The 20,693-nt window shown below is 72.3% G+C and carries 22 protein-coding genes; 11 read left to right on the top strand and 11 right to left on the bottom strand.

Translation table 11 applies throughout. The features are described from left to right. Positions 1-13: 13 nt before the first annotated feature. Positions 14-886 carry a serine protein kinase RIO gene (locus tag ABT158_RS27905; RefSeq protein ID WP_352358249.1) on the bottom strand — a complete coding sequence of 291 codons (873 nt, stop codon included), beginning with the start codon at positions 884-886 and terminating at the stop codon, positions 14-16. Between the two features lie 249 nt (positions 887-1,135). Between ABT158_RS27905 and ABT158_RS27900 the strand changes: the two genes are divergently transcribed. Continuing rightward, on the top strand, positions 1,136-1,693 hold the full coding sequence (locus ABT158_RS27900) for a hypothetical protein (RefSeq protein WP_352358247.1): 558 nt from the start codon (positions 1,136-1,138) through the stop codon (positions 1,691-1,693). A 39-nt stretch (positions 1,694-1,732) separates the two neighbouring features. Here ABT158_RS27900 and ABT158_RS27895 read toward each other — a convergent pair whose 3' ends face one another. Continuing rightward, positions 1,733-2,056 carry a winged helix-turn-helix domain-containing protein gene (locus ABT158_RS27895; RefSeq protein ID WP_352358245.1) on the bottom strand — a complete coding sequence of 108 codons (324 nt, stop codon included), beginning with the start codon at positions 2,054-2,056 and terminating at the stop codon, positions 1,733-1,735. Then, positions 2,056-2,529, bottom strand: coding sequence for a hypothetical protein (locus ABT158_RS27890; RefSeq protein WP_352358243.1), 474 nt, complete (start codon positions 2,527-2,529; stop codon positions 2,056-2,058). The genes ABT158_RS27895 and ABT158_RS27890 overlap by 1 nt, the downstream gene beginning before the upstream one ends. Positions 2,530-2,805: 276 nt before the next feature. On the opposite strand from ABT158_RS27890, the gene ABT158_RS27885 reads away from it, so the two are divergent. Beyond that, positions 2,806-3,369, top strand: a complete 564-nt coding sequence (locus ABT158_RS27885; protein ID WP_352358241.1) for a dihydrofolate reductase family protein — start codon at positions 2,806-2,808, stop codon at positions 3,367-3,369. Positions 3,370-3,444: 75 nt separating this feature from the next. Here ABT158_RS27885 and ABT158_RS27880 read toward each other — a convergent pair whose 3' ends face one another. Both ABT158_RS27880 and ABT158_RS27875 read right to left on the bottom strand, forming a co-directional pair. After that, on the bottom strand, positions 3,445-4,008 hold the full coding sequence (locus tag ABT158_RS27880; RefSeq protein WP_352358239.1) for a Uma2 family endonuclease: 564 nt from the start codon (positions 4,006-4,008) through the stop codon (positions 3,445-3,447). Positions 4,009-4,067: 59 nt separating this feature from the next. Next, positions 4,068-4,673, bottom strand: a complete 606-nt coding sequence (locus tag ABT158_RS27875; RefSeq protein WP_352358237.1) for a hypothetical protein — start codon at positions 4,671-4,673, stop codon at positions 4,068-4,070. 162 nt (positions 4,674-4,835) lie between these two features. Between ABT158_RS27875 and ABT158_RS27870 the strand changes: the two genes are divergently transcribed. Genes ABT158_RS27870 through ABT158_RS27860 form a run of 3 tightly spaced genes read left to right on the top strand, consistent with a single transcriptional unit; the run spans position 4,836 to position 7,337 of the window. Then, the gene (locus ABT158_RS27870) at positions 4,836-5,633 is read left to right on the top strand and encodes a glucose 1-dehydrogenase (RefSeq protein ID WP_352358235.1); all 798 of its coding nucleotides are present in this window, start codon (positions 4,836-4,838) and stop codon (positions 5,631-5,633) included. Beyond that, entirely contained in the window at positions 5,623-6,531 is a 909-nt protein-coding gene (gene lipP1, locus ABT158_RS27865; RefSeq protein WP_352358233.1) for a LipP1 family hormone-sensitive lipase, read from the top strand. The genes ABT158_RS27870 and lipP1 overlap by 11 nt, the downstream gene beginning before the upstream one ends. 11 nt (positions 6,532-6,542) lie before the next feature. Further along, the gene (locus ABT158_RS27860) at positions 6,543-7,337 is read left to right on the top strand and encodes an alpha/beta fold hydrolase (RefSeq protein WP_352358231.1); all 795 of its coding nucleotides are present in this window, start codon (positions 6,543-6,545) and stop codon (positions 7,335-7,337) included. A gap of 147 nt (positions 7,338-7,484) precedes the next feature. On the opposite strand, the gene ABT158_RS27855 is transcribed toward ABT158_RS27860, so the two are convergent. The 3 genes from ABT158_RS27855 to ABT158_RS27845 are packed head-to-tail and all read right to left on the bottom strand — an operon-like array spanning position 7,485 to position 10,197. Next, the gene (locus tag ABT158_RS27855; protein WP_352358229.1) at positions 7,485-8,621 is read right to left on the bottom strand and encodes a ScyD/ScyE family protein; all 1,137 of its coding nucleotides are present in this window, start codon (positions 8,619-8,621) and stop codon (positions 7,485-7,487) included. A gap of 60 nt (positions 8,622-8,681) precedes the next feature. Continuing rightward, on the bottom strand, positions 8,682-9,287 hold the full coding sequence (locus tag ABT158_RS27850) for a DUF4126 domain-containing protein (protein ID WP_352358227.1): 606 nt from the start codon (positions 9,285-9,287) through the stop codon (positions 8,682-8,684). Positions 9,288-9,291: 4 nt separating this feature from the next. Continuing rightward, positions 9,292-10,197 carry a phosphotransferase gene (locus ABT158_RS27845; protein ID WP_352358225.1) on the bottom strand — a complete coding sequence of 302 codons (906 nt, stop codon included), beginning with the start codon at positions 10,195-10,197 and terminating at the stop codon, positions 9,292-9,294. A 68-nt stretch (positions 10,198-10,265) separates the two neighbouring features. Here ABT158_RS27845 and ABT158_RS27840 point away from each other — a divergent pair, with 68 nt between their 5' ends. Continuing rightward, positions 10,266-12,644: a GcvT family protein gene (locus tag ABT158_RS27840; RefSeq protein ID WP_352358223.1), complete on the top strand. Its 2,379-nt coding sequence runs from the start codon at positions 10,266-10,268 to the stop codon at positions 12,642-12,644. Here the strand turns inward: ABT158_RS27840 and ABT158_RS27835 are convergent. The 3 genes from ABT158_RS27835 to ABT158_RS27825 all read right to left on the bottom strand — a co-directional run bounded on the left by ABT158_RS27835 (position 12,601) and on the right by ABT158_RS27825 (position 15,285). Then, entirely contained in the window at positions 12,601-13,380 is a 780-nt protein-coding gene (locus ABT158_RS27835) for a GntR family transcriptional regulator (protein ID WP_352358221.1), read from the bottom strand. The two genes, ABT158_RS27840 and ABT158_RS27835, sit on opposite strands and share 44 nt — an antisense overlap. A 35-nt stretch (positions 13,381-13,415) precedes the next feature. Further along, a complete protein-coding gene (locus tag ABT158_RS27830) occupies positions 13,416-14,534 on the bottom strand; it encodes an NAD(P)H-dependent flavin oxidoreductase (protein WP_352358219.1) in 1,119 nt (372 codons plus the stop codon). A 67-nt stretch (positions 14,535-14,601) separates the two neighbouring features. Continuing rightward, positions 14,602-15,285, bottom strand: coding sequence for an acyltransferase (locus tag ABT158_RS27825; RefSeq protein WP_352358217.1), 684 nt, complete (start codon positions 15,283-15,285; stop codon positions 14,602-14,604). 110 nt (positions 15,286-15,395) lie between these two features. On the opposite strand from ABT158_RS27825, the gene pyrG reads away from it, so the two are divergent. The 5 genes from pyrG to ABT158_RS27800 all read left to right on the top strand — a co-directional run bounded on the left by pyrG (position 15,396) and on the right by ABT158_RS27800 (position 20,543). Continuing rightward, entirely contained in the window at positions 15,396-17,060 is a 1,665-nt protein-coding gene (gene pyrG / locus ABT158_RS27820; protein ID WP_352321926.1) for a CTP synthase, read from the top strand. Between the two features lie 76 nt (positions 17,061-17,136). Next, a complete protein-coding gene (locus ABT158_RS27815) occupies positions 17,137-17,745 on the top strand; it encodes an NUDIX domain-containing protein (RefSeq protein ID WP_352358214.1) in 609 nt (202 codons plus the stop codon). 15 nt (positions 17,746-17,760) lie between these two features. Beyond that, positions 17,761-18,666 carry a site-specific tyrosine recombinase XerD gene (locus ABT158_RS27810; RefSeq protein WP_352358212.1) on the top strand — a complete coding sequence of 302 codons (906 nt, stop codon included), beginning with the start codon at positions 17,761-17,763 and terminating at the stop codon, positions 18,664-18,666. 123 nt (positions 18,667-18,789) lie between these two features. Further along, a complete protein-coding gene (locus ABT158_RS27805) occupies positions 18,790-19,725 on the top strand; it encodes a ParA family protein (protein ID WP_387645452.1) in 936 nt (311 codons plus the stop codon). Next, on the top strand, positions 19,722-20,543 hold the full coding sequence (locus tag ABT158_RS27800; protein WP_352358208.1) for a segregation and condensation protein A: 822 nt from the start codon (positions 19,722-19,724) through the stop codon (positions 20,541-20,543). Before ABT158_RS27805 ends, ABT158_RS27800 begins: the two co-directional genes overlap by 4 nt. The last annotated feature ends 150 nt before the right edge of the window (positions 20,544-20,693 follow it).

The raw sequence follows: 20,693 nt of genomic DNA, 5'->3' as shown, positions 1-20,693 counted from the left end.
CACCGTCCCTCCGTCACGTCCGGCCGGACTCCTTGCGGAGCAGGTCGGCGAGCGCGTCGGGGTCCGCGGCGGCCACGCCCTTGGCGGCGAACCAGGTGGCCACGTTGCGGGCGTCCCGTTCCAGGTACGACGGGCCCGCGGGATGGGCGATCACGTCGACGATCTGCGGCAGGTCGATGATCACCAGCCGGCCCTGGTGCACCAGCAGGTTGTACGGCGACAGGTCCCCGTGCGCCAGCCCTTCCCCGGCCAGCGTCACCATGGCCGCCACGAGCTGCTCCCACAGGTCGTCGAGGCCGTCGGAGACCTGGGCCAGGCGCGGGGCGGCGTACCCGTCGGGGGTGCCGACGAACTCCTCCAGGATCTCCGTCCCCACGATCTGCACCGGGTACGGCACCGGCACCCCCAGCTCCCAGAGCCGGCAGAGCGCCCCGAACTCGGCCACCGCCCACTGCGCGGCGATCACCTGCTTGCCGAAGGCGGTGCGGTTGGCCATGGCCCGGTTCATCCGGCTCTCGCGGGCCCTGCGGCCCTCCAGGTAACCGGAGTCCCGGTGGAACAGGCGGTGCTCGGAGGAGCGGTAACGCTTGGCCGCCAGCAGGCAGACCCGGTCGGTGCCGGGCACGCCCCGCGAGATCAGGTGCACGTCGGCCTCTTTGCCGGTCTTGAGCAGGCCGAGCTCGGTGTCGACGGCGGCCAGCTCGGTGACCAGCCAGCCGGGGTACGGCTTCGGCCCCTTCTCGGTGGGCGTGCTCTGGTCCCAGGTGGACCAGCGGTCGCCCTCGGGCGGCCCGTCATCGGTCTCGGGGGTGCTGTCGAGCCATTCGATGTCGTCGGCGTCGAGCGCGAACTTGCCACGGCGGCGGTGCTGCGAGTGCTTGGGCACGGTGAGATGTCTCCAGTTTCGAGGCCCCACCGGCTCGCCGGACGGATCAGGTCAGCGGACACCTGGTGGGAAGGTCTGAGGTCGCGGAAAACGGCACGCGGGCAACGGTCGTCACGGTCTCAGCCTCCCTTCGTCTCGCTGCGATCGACGCGGACGAGTATGCCGGGTCCGGCCCGGCACTCGCAATCGAATAAACGACGGCCCGATAACCGGGTGCGCCGCGACCTGCCCGGCTTGTACGGTTCGGCCATGCGGCGATGTGAGGTGTGCGGACATCAGGAACCCGCCGGCGCGCCGGACTGCGACCGCTGCGCCGGGCTGGTGGACGAACTGGTCGAGGAGGGCTGGCGTGCCTTCCTGCTGGCGGAGTTCGGCACCGTGGCCCCGCCGGACGAGCAGCTCATCGCCCGCATGGTGGTCGACGAGCCCGACAGGCACCCGTGGCGGGTCGTGGACGCCGCCTACGACCGCCTGACGTGCCCCGAGTGCGGCGGCCGGCTGAGCCGCGGCCCGGCCGGATGCGCCTCCTGCGACCTCGCGAACGGCTTCCGCTACTCGGCCGTCGAGATCGACCGTCCCGGCGTGCCGCCCGGCAACGAGCACGCGCTGCGGGTCAACGTGGCCGTGACGCGCCGCCCGTACGGGATCGCGGCCACGGAGGTGCTGGTGCGCCGGCTCTCGCTGCCCGTGCTGATCGAGGGCCGCCTGCCCACGACGGCCCAGGCCCAGGCCACCAAGGCCCTGGCCCGCAAGGGCGCCACGGAACAGGAGCTGGCCGCCGTGATCTACGCGGACTGGGACAGCTGAGCGTGACGCGCGGCCGGGCGGAGGGCTCGGCGGGGCCCGTCACCTCTGGTCGGCGGCGGGGCGGCCGGCGGAGTCGCGGGCGAGGGCGACGATCCGTTCCAGTGCCGCCGCATGCCGCTGGAAGGCCGACCGCCCCTGCGGGGTGAGCTGCACGTACGTCCGCCGCGCCCGCTTGTCCTGGTCCTTGCGGACGACCACGTACCCGGCGGCGGCCAGCGCGGAGACCTGCTTGGACAGCGCCGAGTCGCTGGTGCCGACCGAGTCCCTGAGGAAGCCGAAGTCCACCCAGTCGGCCGGGGCCAGCAGCGCCACGATGGACAGACGCGCCGGGACGTGCAGGAACTCGTCGAAGAGCGGATCCATCAGGCGACCCCGCCGTCCTGCCGCACGATCGACCTCATGACCAGGCGGTTGACGGGCGTGGCCGCGACGTACAGCACGGCCGCCACGACCGCGCCCGCGACCCCCTGCGACACCAGCCCGTGCGGCGGCAGGTCGAACAGCGCGAAGGAGGCGATCCGGCCGATGCCGAAGGCCACCATGACGCAGGCCAGCAGCACGCCGTGGAACAGGGCCTCCCGGCCGGTGGCCTGCCGCCGGACCGAGGCCCGGTGCTCGCAGACGATCCCCACGCCCGCGTACACGACCACCCCGAGCGCCGCGCCGAGGTAGAACCATGGGCTCGGCAGGTCGATGGCCGCGAGCATGACGAAGAGGCCGAGCGCGGAGACGATCACGCGGGGGAGCGCGAAGCTCTGGCGGACGATCTGCTGCCTGGTCCTGGCCTGGAGGCGGTGGATGTCGTCGAGCGAAGTCTGGGCGTCGTGCTGGTTCATGGGCCTTCTCCGGGGTCGGCTACTGCTTTCCTGTAAGGAAAGTAGCATCAGTTTTCCTCTCGGGAAAGTCGTCCGTGGGACCAGGGCCCGGCAGATCGAGGCGGCCTCGGGTTCCGGACGGTCGAAAACGCGTCCCGTCCCGGCGCTGGGCCGCCGATGAGTTCCGGGCGGCGCCGATGTCTGGCGTTTCGGCTGCACGGACCACGGATGCCCCGGCACGCGTACGCCCCCGCGGCCTGCACGATCCCGACGACCCGCGACCACGGAGATTCGATCATGCGGAAGCTTATAGCGACGGTGTTCAACTACTCCCTCGACGGCCTGCTCGCCGACGAGGGCACCGACTTCTGGAAGTTCTGCTTCGGCCTGCCCGAGAACGACCGGCCCGACTCCCCGGCCTACCTCGACTTCCTGCGGAGCGCGCACGCGCACGTCATGGGCCGCAACGCCTACGAGGGCATCGCCAAGGGCATGACGGCCGCCACCGACCACCCGTTCGCCGACATCCTGACCGCCGGGCGCAAGGTCGTCTTCTCCCGGACCATGAAGACGGCCGACTGGGCCGACACCACCGTCGCAGGCGGCGACACGGCAGAAGAGATCGACAAGCTCCGGCTGGACGGCGACGGCCACATCCTGGTCTGGGGCGGGGTCGGCCTCTGGCGGTCGCTCATGCGGCTCGACCTGATCGACGAGTTCCGGCTGAGCGTGTTCCCCTACGTCGCGGGCGAGGGCACCCGGCTGTTCGACGGCTTCCCCAAGTCCTACCGGCTCGACCTGGTCTCCAGCTTCGCCTCCGACGGCGGGATCATGGAACTGCGGTACCGCCGGCACCGCTGACCCCGTCCGGTCCGCGCCGCCGAGGGGCCTCAGGACCGCCTGGGCCCTTCATGGCCCTCCTGGCCGCGCCCGGAGTCAGGCGGGCGGCCATTCCAGGCCGAGGTCGATGTCCACGTCGAACCCGGCGTCGAGGCGCATCCGCCCGCGATGGACGCCGGCGGACACGTACGCCCCGGCGTCGCGGTCGAGGCGGAAGGCGTGCACCACCGGCTGGCCGTCTTCGCACTCCACCCGCCAGTAGTGCCCGATGCCCGCCCCGGCGTACCTGATGGGCCTGGTGCGGCGATCCCGCTCACGGGACGCCGCCGGGACCACCTCGCAGACGAGGTGTACCTGATCAGGACGGAACGACGTGGTGGCCGGGCCGATCGCCGCCCTGCCGGCCACCAGGACGTCCGGCGAGAGCAGCAGGCGCGGCCCGAGGGCCACGGTCATCGAGCGGATCACCGCCAGGTGCGCGGGCGGCCTGAGCGACCGCTCGAACAGCCGGGTCGCGAACACGCGGAAGGCGCTCTGTGGCGGCCGCGTCGCGAGCACGCCGTCGATCAGCTCGGCGCGCCGGGGAGAGCCCGGCGGGAGTGCGTCGAGGGGGCCGGCCGCGGTGAAGGGGCGCGACCAGGCGGGCAGAGCTGGGGGCATCGGGCGGGCACCTTCCGGACGAGCGCTCGGCGCGCTCATGGTGCCACGTCAGGCGGCGCTCAGGAGTGGTCTTTGCGCTGCTCCGTCGAGCGGCGGTAGAGCTCGTCGATCTGGTCCAGCGGGTCCGGGGGACGGCGGCGGGCCTCGATCTCCAGCTCCGTGCGCGAGTACAGCTCGTCGATGCCGGAGGACGCGTGGTGCATCTGGTCGCCCAGGAGGTCGGCGCGGATGCGGGCGCACATGGCGGTCAGCTTGGCCTGGTGCTCGCGCAGCCGGTCGAGGGCGGCGTGGTCGACGTACGGCGAGACGCGGCGCTGCTGGGCGTACATGGCGAGCTGGCCGTCGTGCACGTCGGCCTGGGCCGACAGGTCGGCCAGCAGCCGGGGCAGGTCGCCGAGGCCCCAGCCGCGCTGCTGGGCCTGTTCGACGGCCTGGCGGGTGAGGGTCACCTCGCGGCGCAGGTCGAGGCGGAGGCGTTCGACCTCGGCCGCGTCGCCGGTGCCCATGGCGTTGACGTGCGTGGTCAGCCGGGTGGTGGCCTGCCGGGCCTTCTTGGCCGCCTTCTTGCCCAGTTTGACCAGCAGGTAGACGCCCACGCCGGTCAGCAGCAGGAGGAACGCCAGGATGGCCAGCACGATGACAAGGAACTCGCTGATCTCCGCCACCTCCCGTTGGGTTGTTGCCTAGAAGGATAGTTCGACGCCCAAGGGGTTCAACGCACGACGGGAACACCGGGTTCCGGCGGACCCGCCCGAGCAAGCCCTTGATCGGGGACGTGGGCGCGTGTTTCAGTGCACATGTTCGGTCGTCTCGGATGAGGGGTGCGCGTGCTCGACGGCAAGGTAGTGATCATCACGGGCGCCGCCCGGGGCATGGGCGCGGCCACGGCCCGCCGGTGCGCGGCGGCCGGGGCGCGGGTCGTGCTCACCGACGTGCTCACCGAGGAGGGGACGGCCACCGCCAAGGACGTCGGGGGCACGTTCGTCCCGCACGACGTGACGGACCCGGAGCAGTGGGCGGCCGTCGTGGCCGCGGCCGTCGAGGCGCACGGCCGGCTCGACGGGCTGGTGAACAACGCCGGGATCGTCACCGTGCGGACCATCGAGCAGCAGACCCTGGCGGAGTTCGAGCGGGTGCTCCAGGTGAACCTGGTCGGCGTGTTCCTCGGGCTGAAGGCCGTGGCCGGGGCCATGCGGGCGTCCGGCGGCGGGGCCGTGGTGAACCTCTCGTCGGTCGCGGGGCTGACCGCCCTGCCCGGCACGGGCGGGTACGGAGCGTCGAAGTGGGGCGTACGCGGGCTGACCAAGATCGCGGCGCTGGAGTTCGGGCGGGACCGTATCAGGGTGAACTCGGTGCATCCCGGGATGATCGTCACCCCGATGACGGCCTCGCTGGGCGCGGTCTCGGGCGAGGGCACGTTCCCGCTGGCCGCCGCCGGGCGATGGGGTGAGCCCGAGGAGGTCGCCGAGGCCATCGCGTTCCTGCTGTCCGACGCGGCCTCGTACGTCACGGGCGCGGAGCTGGCGATCGACGGCGGCTGGACGGCGGGGGAGACGGCCCTGCTCGGCTCCGTCCCGCGCGAGGCCGCTCCCGCCGCGCGGGAGGAGGCCGGAGATGGCCGTTGACGAGCCGACCCGCGCGGTCATCGACCTGATGAGCGAGTTCTTCCCCAAGGGCGAGGGCCCCTGGGACCCGGAGGAGGCGCGGCGGGTGCTGGCCTCGGTCCCGAGCCCGGAGCCGGTGCCCGTGGGCCGGGTGGAGGACCGCGACGCGGCGGGCGTCCCCGTGCGGGTCTACTGGCCGCCGGAGGGCCCTGAGAGGCGGCCGCTCGTCGTGTACTTCCACGGCGGCGGGTTCACCCTGGGGTCGCTGGACAGCCACGACGGCGTCTGCCGGCAGATCTGCGCCGGGTCCGGGGCGGTGGTGGTCGCCGCCGACTACCGGCTCGCGCCCGAGCACCCCTATCCGGCCGCCGTCGAGGACGCCTTCGCCGTCACCCGGTGGGCCCACGAGCACGCGGCCGGGCTCGGCGCCGACCCGGGGGCGCTGGTGGTGGCGGGCGACAGCGCGGGCGGCAACCTCGCCACCGTCACCTGCCTGCGGGCGCGCGAGGAGGGCGGGCCGCCGATCGTGCTGCAGGTGCTGGTCTATCCCGCGACGGACGCCGTCCGCCACTGGCCCTCGTACGACCAGAACGGCGAGGGATATTTCCTGACGACGGCGCACATGCGGTGGTTCTGGGACTGCTACCAGCCCGACCGGGAGCGGCGCGGGGAGCCGTACAGCTCGCCCCTGGGCGCGGACGTGAGCGGCCTGCCGCCGGCCCTGGTGATCACGGCCGGGCACGACCCGCTGCGCGACGAGGGCGAGGCGTACGCCCGCCACCTGCGCCACTCCGGGGTCGAGGCGGAGTGCGTCCGGTACGAGGGCCTGTTCCACGGCTTCTTCGGCACGGGCCCGGTCCTGCCCGCCGCCGCCGACGCCACGGACCGGGTGTGCGCCGCCATCCGCGCCCTCAAATAAGGGGATTTTTCATGCCGTACGCCAAAATTTCGGCAACCATCAGCCTCTTCTACACCGACGACGGCGCCGGCGACCCGCCGCTGCTGCTCGTGCACGGCTGGGGCGCCGACTCCCACCAGTGGTCCTGGCACCTCGACGCCCTGGCCGCCCGCCACCGCGTCATCGCCGTGGACCTGCGCGGCCACGGCTACTCCTCGGTCCCGGAGACCGGCAACACCCCCCAGGCGATGGCCGAGGACCTGAACACGCTGCTCGACCGCCTGGACGTCCCCGAGGTGGTCGCGGTCGGCCACTCCATGGGCGGCCAGGTCGTCTCGATCCTCGCGGTCGAGCATCCGGGCCGCGTACGGGCGCTGGTCACCCTCGACCCCGGCTACGGCATGAGCCAGGACCTCGCCGCGGGCTTCCCCGGCATGATCGCGGGCCTGCGCGGCGCGCACCCGCACGCCGCCGCCGAGGAGATCGACCGGTGGTGCACCACCTCAGCGACCCCCGCCGTCATCCGGCGCTGGCACAAACGGCGCCTGTCCGGCATGCCCCCGCACGTGCTGGCCGAGGCGTTCGAGGCCATGTTCACCGCCCCGGGGGCCATCGGCGTGCGGCCGGCCAGCGACGAGTACCTGGCCCGCCGGGGCTGCCCGGTGTTGTCGATCTGGGCCGACCCGGGACGCGCGGCGTGGGAGTCCGGGCTGCTCAAGCATCCGGACTCGAAGGTCGTGTGCTGGGAGGGCTCGGGCCACCGGCTGCACGAGGAGCGCCCGGCGGAGTTCGTCCGCGTGCTGGAGGGCTGGCTGAGGGCGCGTTGACGGACGTTGACCGACATGGTGACGACATGGTGACGACATGGTGACGACATGGTGACGACATGGTGAAGGGCCCGGCAGCGCGGACGCTGCTGCCGGGCCCTCCGTGTGAGCGCGCCACGGGGGTTGGGGGCCATGGCGCTCACACGTCTATGCGGGCAGCTCCACCCGGACGATCTCGCCCTTGCCGGGGGTGAAGCCCTTGTTCGACACGTAGACCGAACCGTCGCCGGCGACCGCCATGCCCAGCGGCACGGTCAGCGTGCCCGGCTTGAGCAGTTCGGTGCGCGTGCCGTCGGCCTCGATGCGGTAGAGCGACGTACGGGGCTGGTGGTCGGCGGGCACCGGGCCGACCGAGCCGAGCACGAGGAGGCGGCCCGAGGCGTCGAAGGCGACGTCGACCGCGGTGGTGAAGCCCTTGACGGCGGTCTCGGCCTTCTTCCCGGCCAGCCTGAACACCCTGGCCACGCCCTCGGGCTGCGGGAACCCGGCGTGCTCCGCCACGTAGTACGAGCCGTCGGGGGCGGCCGCGATGCCCATCGGCACCGACTGCATCGGCACCTTGCTGCCCTTGGGCAGCTTGAGCATGGCCGGGGCCGCGACCTTGCGCGCGTGGAACACCGCCCGCAGCGTCACCTTGCCCGACGCGCTGACCTGGAGCACGTCGTTACCGCCCACGTCGGTGACCAGCGCGCCGCCCTGCGGGGTCGGCACGACCGCGAACGGGTACGAGTCGATCGCGCTGCCCTTGTCCTTCTTGTCGGGGTTGTGGTTGACCTCGAACGCCAGCAGGTCGCCCATGACGGACGACTTCCCATCCTTGATCTTCAGCAGCGTGCCGAGGGTGCGGGCCTTGGGGCCGAGGTCGGCCCGCAGCTTGCCGTTGCCGCCCAGGCCGACGGGCACCAGCATGGAGCCGTCCGCGGCGAAGGCGACGTCGTGCGGGCCGGTGCCGAGCCTGTCGGAGCCGGCCGAGGGCAGGTCCTTGACGACGGTGGTCAGCGTGCCGTCGGCCAGCTTGGAGATCTTCCCGGTGAGGCCGAGGCACACCTTGCTCGCCTCGCCGCCCGGCTCGGCGGGCACGGTCGCGCACTTGATCGTGCCGCCGGAACCGGACTCGGCGACGTACAGGGCGCCGTCGGGGCCGAAGGCCAGGCCGCGCGGGCCGTCGAGCTTGGCGGCGACGACCGTGACGCTCGCCTGCGCGGACGCCGACGCCGGGACGGGCGCGAGCGCCGCGGCCAGCCCGAGAGCAGCGACTCCCCCCGTGATGATGACTCGCTTCATGAGGGAACACCGTAGGAGCGCCGGACGGGGCGGCGGATCAGCCCGCAGGGTGAGACGCACTCAGCCTGCGGGTGGATTCCTCCTGATCCTGCGCCGGGCGCGCAGCCGGCGTACCCGCCGGAAGGTCCACCACGCGAACAGGACGAACAGCAGCAGCGCGACGATCACCAGCACCGGCAGGAACACCGCGATCAGGCTCATGCCGAGCGAGCCGGCGTCCTCGGCGGTGCTCACCACGGGCGCGCCCACCCCCGCCGTGCCCGCGTTGATCACCGGACGGGCCGTCGCCTTCAGCGTGTGGACGGCCAGCGCCATCACGATGCCCAGCAGCCAGCCGGCCCACGGGTTCTCGGTCATCCAGGTCGAGTGGTCGAGCTCGGCGGCGGGGTTGGTGGCGGAGAAGACCACGCCGCCCGCGGCCGGGCGCACCACGGTCTGGATGGCGTCGTTGACGGTGTCGACGGCCGGCACCTTGTCGAGCACCATCTCGGCGAGCAGCAGCACCGCGATGATCGCCAGCACGCCCCAGTTCGACAGCCAGGCGTAGCCGTCGGGCAGCCGCACCTTGTCGGTGAGGTTGGCCAGCACGCCCACGACCAGGAGCGGGATGTAGGCGTTAAGGCCGGCGGCGGTGGAGAGGCCGAGGCCGGTCAGCGCGGCGAACATCCCCCTAGTCTGCCCCCGCCGCGGCCTCCATCACGCGGGTCAGGCCCGGCCGGGTGAACTCGGCCGCCGCACGCTCGTACTTCTCCATGCCCCAGGACCAGAAGTCGAAGTCGATCGTGTCGTTGGCGCCGTCCTGGATCGAGGCCCACAGGGTCCAGCCGTACTTGGACATCAGGCCGAGCAGCCGGGCGCGGGCGATCCGGTGGCGCAGGCGGCGGCCGTAGTAGGCGGTGACGAGCTCCTCCAGGTGGCCGGGCGGCAGGTCGGCCTCGCTCCAGAGGTTGCCCAGCTCGAAGCAGGGGTCGTTGTTGCCGGCGTACTCGTAGTCGATGAGGTGCAGGCGGTCGCCGCTCTCGACGATGTTGCCGGGGAGGAGATCGTTGTGGCAGGGGACGGTGGGCTCGGCGCGTACCGCCAGACATTTCCTGATTTCTGCGACGACGGGCATGAAATCCAGATATTTCGCAGGAAGTCGGAAACCTCGCTCCTGGACGATCCGCAGATACCCCCGCTGCACCTCGAACATGTCGAAATCGCGGACGAAGCGCGGCCCCGCGTGCAGCCGCCGGCACACCTCCGCCACCCGCGCCAGGTTCGCCGGCTCCCACAGGTCGGCCTCGGTGAACGTCCGGCCCGGCAGGAACCCGATCACCAGCACGCCCGCCTCCGGCAGGTAGGCGTGCACGGGCGCCCCGACCCCGGCCCGCGCGGCGGCGAGCGAGTCGGCGTGCTCGGCGTCCTTGTCGATGCCCAGCAGGGAGCCGTCGCTGGCGGCCACCCGCACGACGTAGACCCCGTCCGGGGTGGTGACCTTGTAGTTGCGGTTGGTCATCCCGCCGGGCAGCTCCTCGACGGAGCGCGGCAGGCCGGACAGCAGCGGGATGCGGTCGAGGACCCGGGCGATCGCCATGATCGATGCTAGCTCCGCCGTCCTAAACGGTCTAGACCTTTTACGGTACGCGGGTTAGCCTCGCGACCATGAGCGACTCGGCCCGCATCGTGATCATCGGCGGCGGGGTGGGCGGCGCGTCCGTCGCCTACCACCTCACCCTGCGCGGCGAACGCGACGTCGTCCTGCTGGAGCGGGACGAGCTCACCAGCGGCTCCACCTTCCACTCGGCGGGCCTGGTCGGCCAGCTCCGCTCCGACCCCACCCTGACCCGGATGAACCAGTACTCCGTCGAGCTCTACCGCACCCTCGACGCCGGCTGGACCGAGTGCGGCGGCCTCAAGCTGGCCTCCAGCCCCGAGCGGATGGCCGAGATCCGCCGCCAGATCGGCTGGGCCAGGACGTTCGGGCTGCCGCTGGAGGAGATCCCGGTCGCCGCGGCGGTGGAGCTGTTCCCGCTGATGGACCCGTCGGGGGTGGTGGGGGCGGCGTACCTGCCGACCGACGGCCAGATCGACCCCTCGATGCTGTGTTACGCCCTGGCCGCCCGCGCCCGCGAGGGCGGCGCCCGCCTGCGCACCCGTACGCGGGTGCTGGGCATCGACGTCGAGCGTGGGCGCGTCACCGGCGTCCGCACCGACCAGGGGGACATCGCCTGCGAGATCGTGGTCAACTGCGGCGGCATGTTCGCCGCCGAGATCGGCCGCATGGCCGGGGTGCGCATCCCGATCGTGCCGATGTCCCACCAGTACGTCGTCACCGACGCCTGCCACGACCACCCCGTCCTGCCTACGCTGCGCGACCCCGACCTGCTCGTCTACTACCGGCAGGAGGTGCGCGGCCTGGTCATGGGCGGCTACGAGCGCACCTGCGCCCCCTGGACCGCCTCCGCGACCTCCTACGACGCCGTGCCGGCCGACTTCAACGGCAGGCTGCTGCCCGAGGACTGGCCGCGCCTGGAGGAGATCTCCGCCAACTCCAGGATCCGGGTGCCCGCGATGGCCGACGTCGGCATCCGCAAGCTGATCAACGGGCCGGAGGCGTTCACCCCGGACAACGAGTTCTGCCTGGGGGAGACCGAGGTGGGCGGGTTCTTCGTGGCGGCCGGGTTCTGCGCCCACGGCATCGCCGGCGCGGGCGGCATCGGCAGGGTCATGGCCGACTGGATCGTCGACGGCGACCCCGGCATGGACGTCCACCACATGGACGTGCGCCGCTTCGGCGGCCAGTACCGGTCGCCGTCGTACACGGTCAAACGCTCGGTCGAGAATTACGAGACGTACTACGACATCCGCTACCCGGGCCACGAGCGCGCGGCCGGACGCCCGCTGCGGGTCTCGCCCGCCTACTCCTGGCACGCCGCCCACGGGGCCGTCTTCGGCGAGAAGGCCGGCTGGGAGCGGGTCAACCACTACTCCGCCGCCCCCGGCGACGAGGAGGAACGCCCCCGCGGCTGGGCCGGACGCCTGTGGTCGCCCGCCGTCGGGGCCGAGCACCGCGCCACCCGCAGCACGGCCGGGCTGTTCGACGAGAGCTCCTTCGCCAAGATCGAGGTCACCGGTCCGGACGCCGCCGCCCTGCTGGAATGGGTGTGCGACAACCACGTGGCCCGCCAGGTGGGCGCCGTCACCTACACCCAGGCGCTGAACCGGCGCGGCGGCATCGAGTGCGACTTCACCGTCACCCGGCGCGGCGAGCAGGAGTTCCTGATCGTCACCGGCACCGCGTCCGGCTCCCGCGACCTCGCCTGGCTGCGCCGGCAGGCCGCGCTCACCGGCTCGACGGCCAGGATCGCCGACGTCACCGGCCAGTACGCGTGTTTCGCCCTGTGGGGCCCAAAGGCCCGCGACATCCTGGCCGGGCTGACCCCGGACCCGCCGGACCTCCCGTTCATGTCCGCCCGTGAGCTCACCGTGGGCGACGTGCCCGCGCTGGCGCTGCGGGTGACGTTCGTGGGGGAGCACGGCTGGGAGCTGTACTGCTCCAGCGAGTACGGGCTCGCGCTGTGGGAGACGCTGTGGCGGGCGGGCGAGCCGTACGGGCTGGTCGCGGGCGGCTACCGGGCCATCGACAGCCTGCGGCTGGAGAAGGGTTACCGGGTGTGGGGCGCCGACATCGGGCCCGGGACGACGCCGTACGAGGCCGGGCTCGGGTTCTGCGTCAAGCCCGGCAAGGACTTCCTCGGCCGCGACGCCCTCGATCCCGACCCGGCCCGCCGCCTGCGCTGCCTCACCCTGACCGACCCGCGGGCGGTCGCCCTGGGCAACGAGCCCGTACGGGTGGACGGCCAGGTCGTGGCCCGGGTCACCTCCGGCGGCTACGGGTACACGGTCGAGCAGTCGATCGCCTACGCGTACCTGCCGGTCGGGCCGGGGGCCGAGGTGGAGGTCGAGGTCGAGGGGGAGTGGGTGCCGGGCGTCGTGGTCAGGGAGCCGCTGCACGACCCGGCGGGGTCGCGGGTGCGGTGACGCCGCTGCGCACCGACAGGCGCACCCGGTCGGGGCGGAACAGGTCGCGGGCGTACTCGACGGGGGCGCCGTCGGCGGCGTAGGCCGTGCGCTCGATCAGCATGAGCGGCGCGCCCGCCGCGATGCCCAGCTCGGCCGCCTCCTCAGGACCGGCGATCACCGGGTCCAGGTGCTCGACCGCGGTCCGCGGCTCCAGCCCGTAGCGGCCGGCCAGCAGGGCGTAGAGCGAGCCGCCGAGGTCCTCGTCCAGGAAGCCGGGCAGCGCGGGGAAGAAGGACCGTTCGAGGGCCACCGGCGAACGGCCCGCCGACCGCACCCGGGCCACCTCGTGCACCGGCTCGCCCGGCCCGACGCCGAGCGCGGCGGCCACGGCCGCCGGCGCGGGCACGGTGGCGGCCGTCAGGATCCGCGCCTCGGCCCGCAGGTGGGCGCGGCGCATCTGCTCGGTGAACCCGGCCAGGCCCGTCAGGTCGCACTCGATGCGCGGCTCGGCCACGAACGCGCCGCCCGACCTGCCGGGGAGCCTGATCAGCACGCCGTCGCGTTCGAGGGTGGCCAGGGCCTGGCGCAGGGTCATCCGGCTCACGCCGAGGCGCGCGGCCAGCTCCCGCTCGCCGGGCAGCCGGTCGCCCGGGGCCATCTCGCCGGAGGAGATCGCCGCCAGCAGCCACTGCTCGATCTGCGTGTGCGCGGGAACCCCGGTGCCACGCTCCAGCTCAGGCGGTGTCCCGACCACACGCGCATGCTACCGGGCCATCCGGGAGGAACCACTCAGGACGACGAGAGGCGGGCCACGGCGTCGGTGAACTCGCTGATCATGTCGTACACGACGTCACGGGCCGGCCGCACCCGGTCGAGCTGGCCCACCACCTGGCCCACGTAGTAGGTGACGAGCTCCACGGCCCCGGGGTCGCCGCGGTCGGCCGCCGCGCCGATGCGGGCCATCGCCCCCTCGGCCAGCAGCAGTTGCAGGGGCATGCCCAGCGGCCCCGGGCTCTCCTGCCCGGAGTCCCACTCCTCGGTCCAGGCCGACCTGAGCTGCCGCGCCGGCTTGCCCGTACGCGACCGGGACCGGACGGTGTCCAGCGACGAGGCGGCCAGCAGCTTGCGCCGCAGCGCGGGCGACGTCTCCGCCTCCTCGGTGGTCAGCCACACCGAGCCGCACCAGACGCCCTCGGCCCCGAGCGCCATGGCCGCGGCCATCTGGCGTCCCGAGGCGATGCCGCCCGCGGCCAGCACCGGGACCGGCGCGACCGCGTCCACGACCTGCGGCACGAGCACCATCGTAGAGATCTCGCCGGTGTGGCCGCCCGCCTCGGTGCCCTGGGCCACGACGATGTCCGCCCCGGCCGCCACCTGCCTGCGGGCGTGCTCCACGGTTCCGACCAGCGCGGCCACCGGCACGCCCGCCGCCCTGGCGCCCGCCAGCATCTCCGGCGGCGGCGGTCCGAGAGCGCTGGCGATGAGCCCGATCGGATGCTTGAGCGCCACGTCGACCAGCGCGGTCGCCCCCGGTGCCGTCACCCGCCGGCCGAACTCGTCGGCCACCGCGCTCAGGGGCTGCGGCGGCGCGTTCACGCCGTACTTGGACAGCAGGTGGGCGACGAAGTCGCGGTGGCGGTCGGGCACGAAGTCCAGCAGGTGGGCCCGCAGGTCGAGCGCCGAGGCGTCGATCCGGCCGGGGACGAGCACGTCCACCCCGTACGGCCGCCCGCCCACCCGCTCGTCGATCCAGGTCAGCTCGGCGTCCAGCCGCTCCGGGGAGTACGCGACGGCCCCCAGCACCCCGAACCCGCCCGCGTTCGTGACCGCGGCCACCACGTCGCGGCAGTGGCTGAAGGCGAACAACGGGAACTCGACGCCCAGGCGCTCACAGATGGCGGTCCGCATGCACCGACGCTAACCTCCAGAAGCTTGTTCGGTCCATCCCCGTTCCCGGGCCCGTACGTCCCGGACCTCAGGACGGCCCGGACTGCCCGTCGAGCGCCAGAGCGATCGCGGCGGCCGCCTCGGCCGCGCCGGGGGCGTGCCAGCCGAGCTCCGGCGTGTACCCGCGGACGCGCTTGGCGGGCACCCCGGCGACCACGCTGTGGTCGGGGAACTCGCCGCGCACCACCGCGCCCCCGGCCACCACGCACTGCCGCCCGAGGACCGTGCCCGGCAGGATGATCGCGCCCGTGCCGAGCCAGGAGCCGGCGCCGATCGAGACCGGGCTGTTGCGCGGCCACTGCCGCCCGATCGGCGTCTCGGGGTCGTCGTAGACGTGGTTCTGGTCGGTGATGTAGACGTACGGGCCGGTGAAGACGTGGTCGCCGATGTCGATCGACTGGTGGGCCACGATGTGCGAGCCCCTGCCGATCGAGCACGAGCCGCCGATCCGCAGGATCGAGTCCGGGCCGAGCTCGACGCCCGGCCACATGCCGCAGGAGATCGACACGCGCTCGCCGATCAGCGTGTGCTCGCCGATCTCGATCCACCGCTCGCCGAAGATCGCCCCCGGTGGGAAGGCGATGCTGACTCCCTCGCCGATCCGGCGGAAACGGTAACCCGCCGTGGAGTCCGGGGTGATCGCCCCGGCGTGGCGGATCGCCGCGTACGCACGGTGAATCAGCGCGCCCATGGCCCGGCGTACTAGTGACATAGGGCCCAAAGTTACCGCCAGGTCATGCCGTTCGGGCATGTGAGGGGCGTTGTTTGATATCCTGAGAGCCCGTGGACACTTCGGCCACCATTCGAGCCACGGGAGCCCCTTTGCGCAGCGCATCGCAAACCAAGCATCTGTTCGTCACCGGCGGTGTCGCCTCCAGTCTCGGCAAGGGGCTCACGGCCTCCAGCCTCGGCCGGCTGCTCAAGGGGCGCGGTCTCCGGGTCACCATGCAGAAGCTCGACCCCTACCTCAACGTCGACCCCGGCACGATGAACCCGTTCCAGCACGGCGAGGTCTTCGTCACCGACGACGGCTCCGAGACCGACCTCGACGTCGGCCACTACGAGCGGTTCCTCGACACCGACCTGCACGGCTCGGCCAACGTCACCACCGGCCAGGTCTACTCCAACGTCATCGCCAAGGAGCGGCGCGGCGAATACCTGGGCGACACCGTCCAGGTCATCCCGCACATCACCAACGAGATCAAAGACCGCATCCGGGGCATGGCCGGCCCCGACGTCGACGTCGTCATCACCGAGGTCGGCGGCACGGTCGGCGACATCGAGTCGCTGCCGTTCCTGGAGGCCGTCCGCCAGATCAGGCACGAGGTCGGCCGCGACAACGTCTTCTTCCTGCACGTGTCGCTGCTGCCCTACATCGGCCCGTCCGGCGAGCTGAAGACCAAGCCGACCCAGCACAGCGTGGCCGCGCTGCGCAGCATCGGCATCCAGCCCGACGCGATCGTGCTGCGCTCCGACCGTCCGGTCCAGACGGCGATCAAGCGCAAGATCAGCCTCATGTGCGACGTCGACGAGGACGCCGTCGTCTCCGCCGTCGACGCCGCCTCCATCTACGACATCCCCAAGGTGCTGCACGCCGAGGGCCTCGACGCCTACGTCGTGCGCCGCCTCGGCCTGCCCTTCCGCGACGTCGACTGGAAGGAGTGGGAGCAGCTCCTGCGCCGCGTGCACCGCCCGGCCAAGGAGGTCACGATCGCGCTGGTCGGCAAGTACATCGACCTGCCCGACGCGTACCTGTCGGTCACCGAGGCGCTGCGCGCCGGCGGTTTCGCCAACGACGCGCGGGTCAACATCCGCTGGGTCAAGAGCGACGACTGCGAGACGCCCGAGGGCGCCGAGCGCGAGCTCGACGGCGTCGACGGCGTGCTGATCCCCGGCGGGTTCGGCGTGCGCGGCATCGAGGGCAAGATCGGCGCCATCCGGCACGCCCGCGAGGGCCGGATCCCGCTGCTCGGCATCTGCCTCGGCATGCAGGGCATGGTCATTGAGGCGGCCCGCAACATGGCCGGCATCGAGGACGCCAACTCCGCCGAGTTCGACCCCGACACCAAGCACGCGGTCATCTCCACCATGGCCGACCAGGAGGACGTCGTCGCCGGCGAGCGCGACATGGGCGGCACCATGCGGCTCGGCAGCTACACCGCCAAGCTCGGCGAGGGCACCCTGGCCAGGCAGCTCTACGGCGGCAAGGCCAAGGCCGACGAGCGCCACCGTCACAGGTACGAGGTCAACAACGCCTACCGCGAGCGCCTGGAGAACGTCGGCCTGGTCTTCTCCGGCCTGTCGCCCGACGGCCGCCTGGTGGAGTACACCGAGCTGCCCCTCGACGTGCACCCGTTCTTCATCGGCACGCAGGCGCACCCCGAGTTCCGCTCCCGTCCCACCCGGGCCAACCCGATGTTCAAGGGCCTCATCGGCGCCGCCCTCGCCTACGCCGACAGCCGCGTGACCACCAAGGTCGGCAAGTGAACGTCACCGCAGCGGCGAGCCCCGGTCCGGCGGCGGTGGCTCGCGTGACCACGGAGAACCGGAAGCGAGTGCGACCATGATCAGAGACACGCCCGAGGCGTGGGACGTCGTCGCGTCCGAGGAGCACTTCCAGGGCTACGTGATCAAGGTCGTCACCGACACGGTCAGGATGCCCCAGGACGAGGTCGCCGACCGCGACTACGTCGTCCACCCCGGCTCGGTCGCCGTGCTCGCGCTCGACGACCACGACCGCGTCCTGATGATCAGGCAGTACCGCCACCCCACCCGGCAGCTCATGTGGGAGCTGCCGGCCGGCATCCGCGACGTGGCGGGCGAACCGCTCGCCGACACCGCGGCCCGCGAGCTCGCCGAGGAGTCCGGCTACCGCGCCGACACCTGGCACACCCTGGTCGACCTGCGCTCCTCTCCCGGCATGACCGACGAGCGGATCAGGGTCTTCCTCGCCCGCGGCCTGAGCAGGATCCCCGACGAGGAGAACACCTTCGTCCACCGGCACGAGGAGATCGGCATGCCGGTCGAATGGGTGCCGCTGTCCGACGCGGTCGAGAAGGCGCTCATGGGAATGATCCACAATTCCCCGGCCGTGGCCGGTATCCTCGCCGCATATGCGGCTTCGGTTGAGGGATTCGCCCTGTTGCGCCCCGCCGACGCCCCGGAGGCGTGACGGAAGGACCATGTCGTGGAGGCGGTTCTCTCCAGCTACCTCGCCCATCTGGCGGTGGAGCGGGGCCTGGCTGCCAACACGCTCGCGTCCTACCGCCGTGACCTGCGGCGATACTTCGAACATCTGCAGGCGCGCGGGCGGCTGAAGCTCGACGAGGTGGGGGAGGCCGACGTCCAGGCCTTCCTCGCCGCGCTGCGCGAGGGCGACCGGGAACATCCCGCCCTCGTGGCCAGCTCGGCCGCGCGGGCCGTCTCGGCCGTACGGGGGCTCCACCGGTTCGCCCTGCGCGAAGGCGTCACGGCCCACGACCCCGCCCACGAGGTGCGCCCGCCGCGCCAGCTCCGCAGGCTGCCCAAGGCGATCGCCGTCGACGAGGTCGAACGCCTCATCGCCGCCTCCGGCCCAGACGGCGCCCCGCTCACCCTGCGCAACCGCGCCCTGCTGGAGGTCCTGTACGGCACCGGCGCCCGCATCTCAGAAGCCGTCGGCCTGGCCGTGGACGACCTCGAACCCGACCAGGTGCGGCTGCGCGGCAAGGGCGGCCGCACCCGTGTCGTCCCGCTCGGCCGCTACGCCCGCTCGGCGCTCGACGCCTACCTCGTCCGCGCCAGGCCCGGCCTGCTGGCCCACGGCCGCGGCACCCCCGGGGTCTTCCTCAACGCCCGCGGCGGCCGGCTGACCAGGCAGGGAGCCTGGGAAGTGCTCCAGGCCGCGGCCGAACGCGCCGGCCTGGCCGGCATCAGCCCGCACGTCCTGCGCCACTCCTTCGCCACCCACCTGCTCGACGGCGGCGCGGACGTCCGGGTGGTCCAGGAGCTGCTCGGCCACGCCTCCGTCACGACCACGCAGGTCTACACCCTGGTGACGGTCGACAAACTCCGCGAGGTCTACGCCGCGGCGCACCCGCGCGCCCGGCAGTGATCTATAGTCTTTTGCGCGTGCGCGGTGCCCCGGCGTGCCGCCTTGCCGCGTTTAGTGGTGACGCCATAGTGTCCGTCCGGACGGTCCGGTTCGGGATCGTCAGGGAGGTTCGAGCTGGTGACTGTGACGACCAAGGGTTCGACCCCGGGGACCCCCGACAACCCCTGGGGTGACACCAAGACCAACGCGCCTTCCAACGGCGTCAACCTGGGCCCCACCCAGCGCCCGCGACCGGTGTTCCCTGAACCGGTCCCGCCGCAGGTGCACGGCCCGGCGCGAGTGGTCGCGATGGTCAACCAGAAGGGCGGCGTCGGCAAGACGACCACCACCATCAACCTGGGCGCGGCGCTGGTCGAGTGCGGGCTGAAGGTGCTGCTGGTCGACTTCGACCCGCAGGGCGCGCTCTCGGTCGGCCTGGGCATCAACCCGCTCCAGCTCGACCTGACCGTCTACAACCTGCTGATGGACCGCGGCGTCACCGCCGAGGACGTCCTGCTGGAGACCGGCGTCGAGGGCCTCGACCTGCTGCCCAGCAACATCGACCTGTCGGCCGCCGAAGTGCAGCTCGTCACCGAGGTCGCCCGCGAGCAGGTGCTCGGCCGGGTGATCAAGCCGCTGCTGCCGCACTACGACGTCTGCCTCATCGACTGCCAGCCGTCGCTCGGCCTGCTCACCATCAACGCGCTCACCTGCGCCCACGGCGTCATGGTGCCGCTGGAGTGCGAGTTCTTCGCGCTGCGCGGCGTCGCGCTGCTCATGGACACCATCTCCAAGGTCCAGGAGCGGCTCAACGAAGACCTTGAGATCGAGGGCCTGCTCGCCACCATGTACGACGCCCGTACCCTGCACGGCCGCGAGGTGCTGGCCCGCGTGGTGGAGGCGTTCGGCGACAAGGTGTTCCACACGGTGATCAACCGTACGGTCCGCTTCCCCGACGCCACCGTCGCCGGCGAGCCGATCACCACCTTCGACCCGTCGTCCCTCGGCGCCAACGCCTACCGCGAACTGGCCCGCGAGGTGCTCTCGCGCTGGCCGGCTCCTGCGACAATGGCCAGGTGACCGCAGAGCAGACCGAGGCCCCCCAAGGCTTCCAGGTACACCTGGACGTCTTCGAAGGCCCCTTCGACCTGCTCCTCGGCCTCATCGCCAAACACAAGCTCGACATCACCGAGGTCTCGCTCTCCAAGGTCACCGACGAGTTCATCGCCTACATCCGGTCCAAGGGCCCGGAGTGGGACCTCGACCAGACCAGCCACTTCCTGCTGGTCGCGGCCACGCTGCTCGACCTGAAGGCGGCCCGGCTGCTGCCGTCCGGCGAGGTGGAGGACGAAGAGGACCTCGCGCTCCTGGAGGCCAGAGACCTGCTGTTCGCCCGGCTGCTGCAGTACAAGGCGTACAAGGAGGTCGCGAAGGTCTTCGCGGGGCGGATGGCCGAGGAGAGCCTGCGTTTCCCCCGCACGGTGTCGCTGGAGCCGCAGTTCGCCAACCTGCTGCCCGAGCTCATCCTCGGCATCGGGCCCGAGCAGCTCGCCCGCATCGCGGCCAAGGCGTTCACCCCGAAACTGCCGCCCACCGTCAGCGTCGGCCACATCTACCAGCCGCTGGCCAGCGTCAAGGAGCAGGCGGCCATCCTGGTCATGCACCTGCGCAGGCTGCGCCGGGCCACCTTCCGCGCGCTGACGGCCGACTGCGAGGGCACCTTCGAGGTCATCGCCCGCTTCCTGGCCGTGCTGGAGCTGTTCCGGGAGTCCGCGGTGACGTTCGAGCAGGTCGAGGCGCTGGGAGAGCTCCACGTGACCTGGACGGGCGCCGACGACGGCGACGTCGCGGTGGGGGACGACTACGAGGAATCCGCGGAGAAACCATCGAATGACTGACAACCCCAACCCCCTGCCGGGCCCCCGCAAGGCCCCCGACTCGGGGTCACCGCTGCCCGCCTGGATGACGCTCCCGGGCTCCCTCGTGCAGCCGTCCTCGCCGGAGGAGGCGTCCGACCTGCCCGCCGGCCCCGAATTGCCGGTCGCGCC

Origin of the sequence: Nonomuraea sp. NPDC001636 (assembly GCF_040298265.1) — a bacterium.
Classification (GTDB): Bacteria; Actinomycetota; Actinomycetes; order Streptosporangiales; family Streptosporangiaceae; genus Nonomuraea.
Note: the sequence above shows the minus strand (reverse complement) of the source record. Positions and strands in the feature narration are given on the sequence as shown.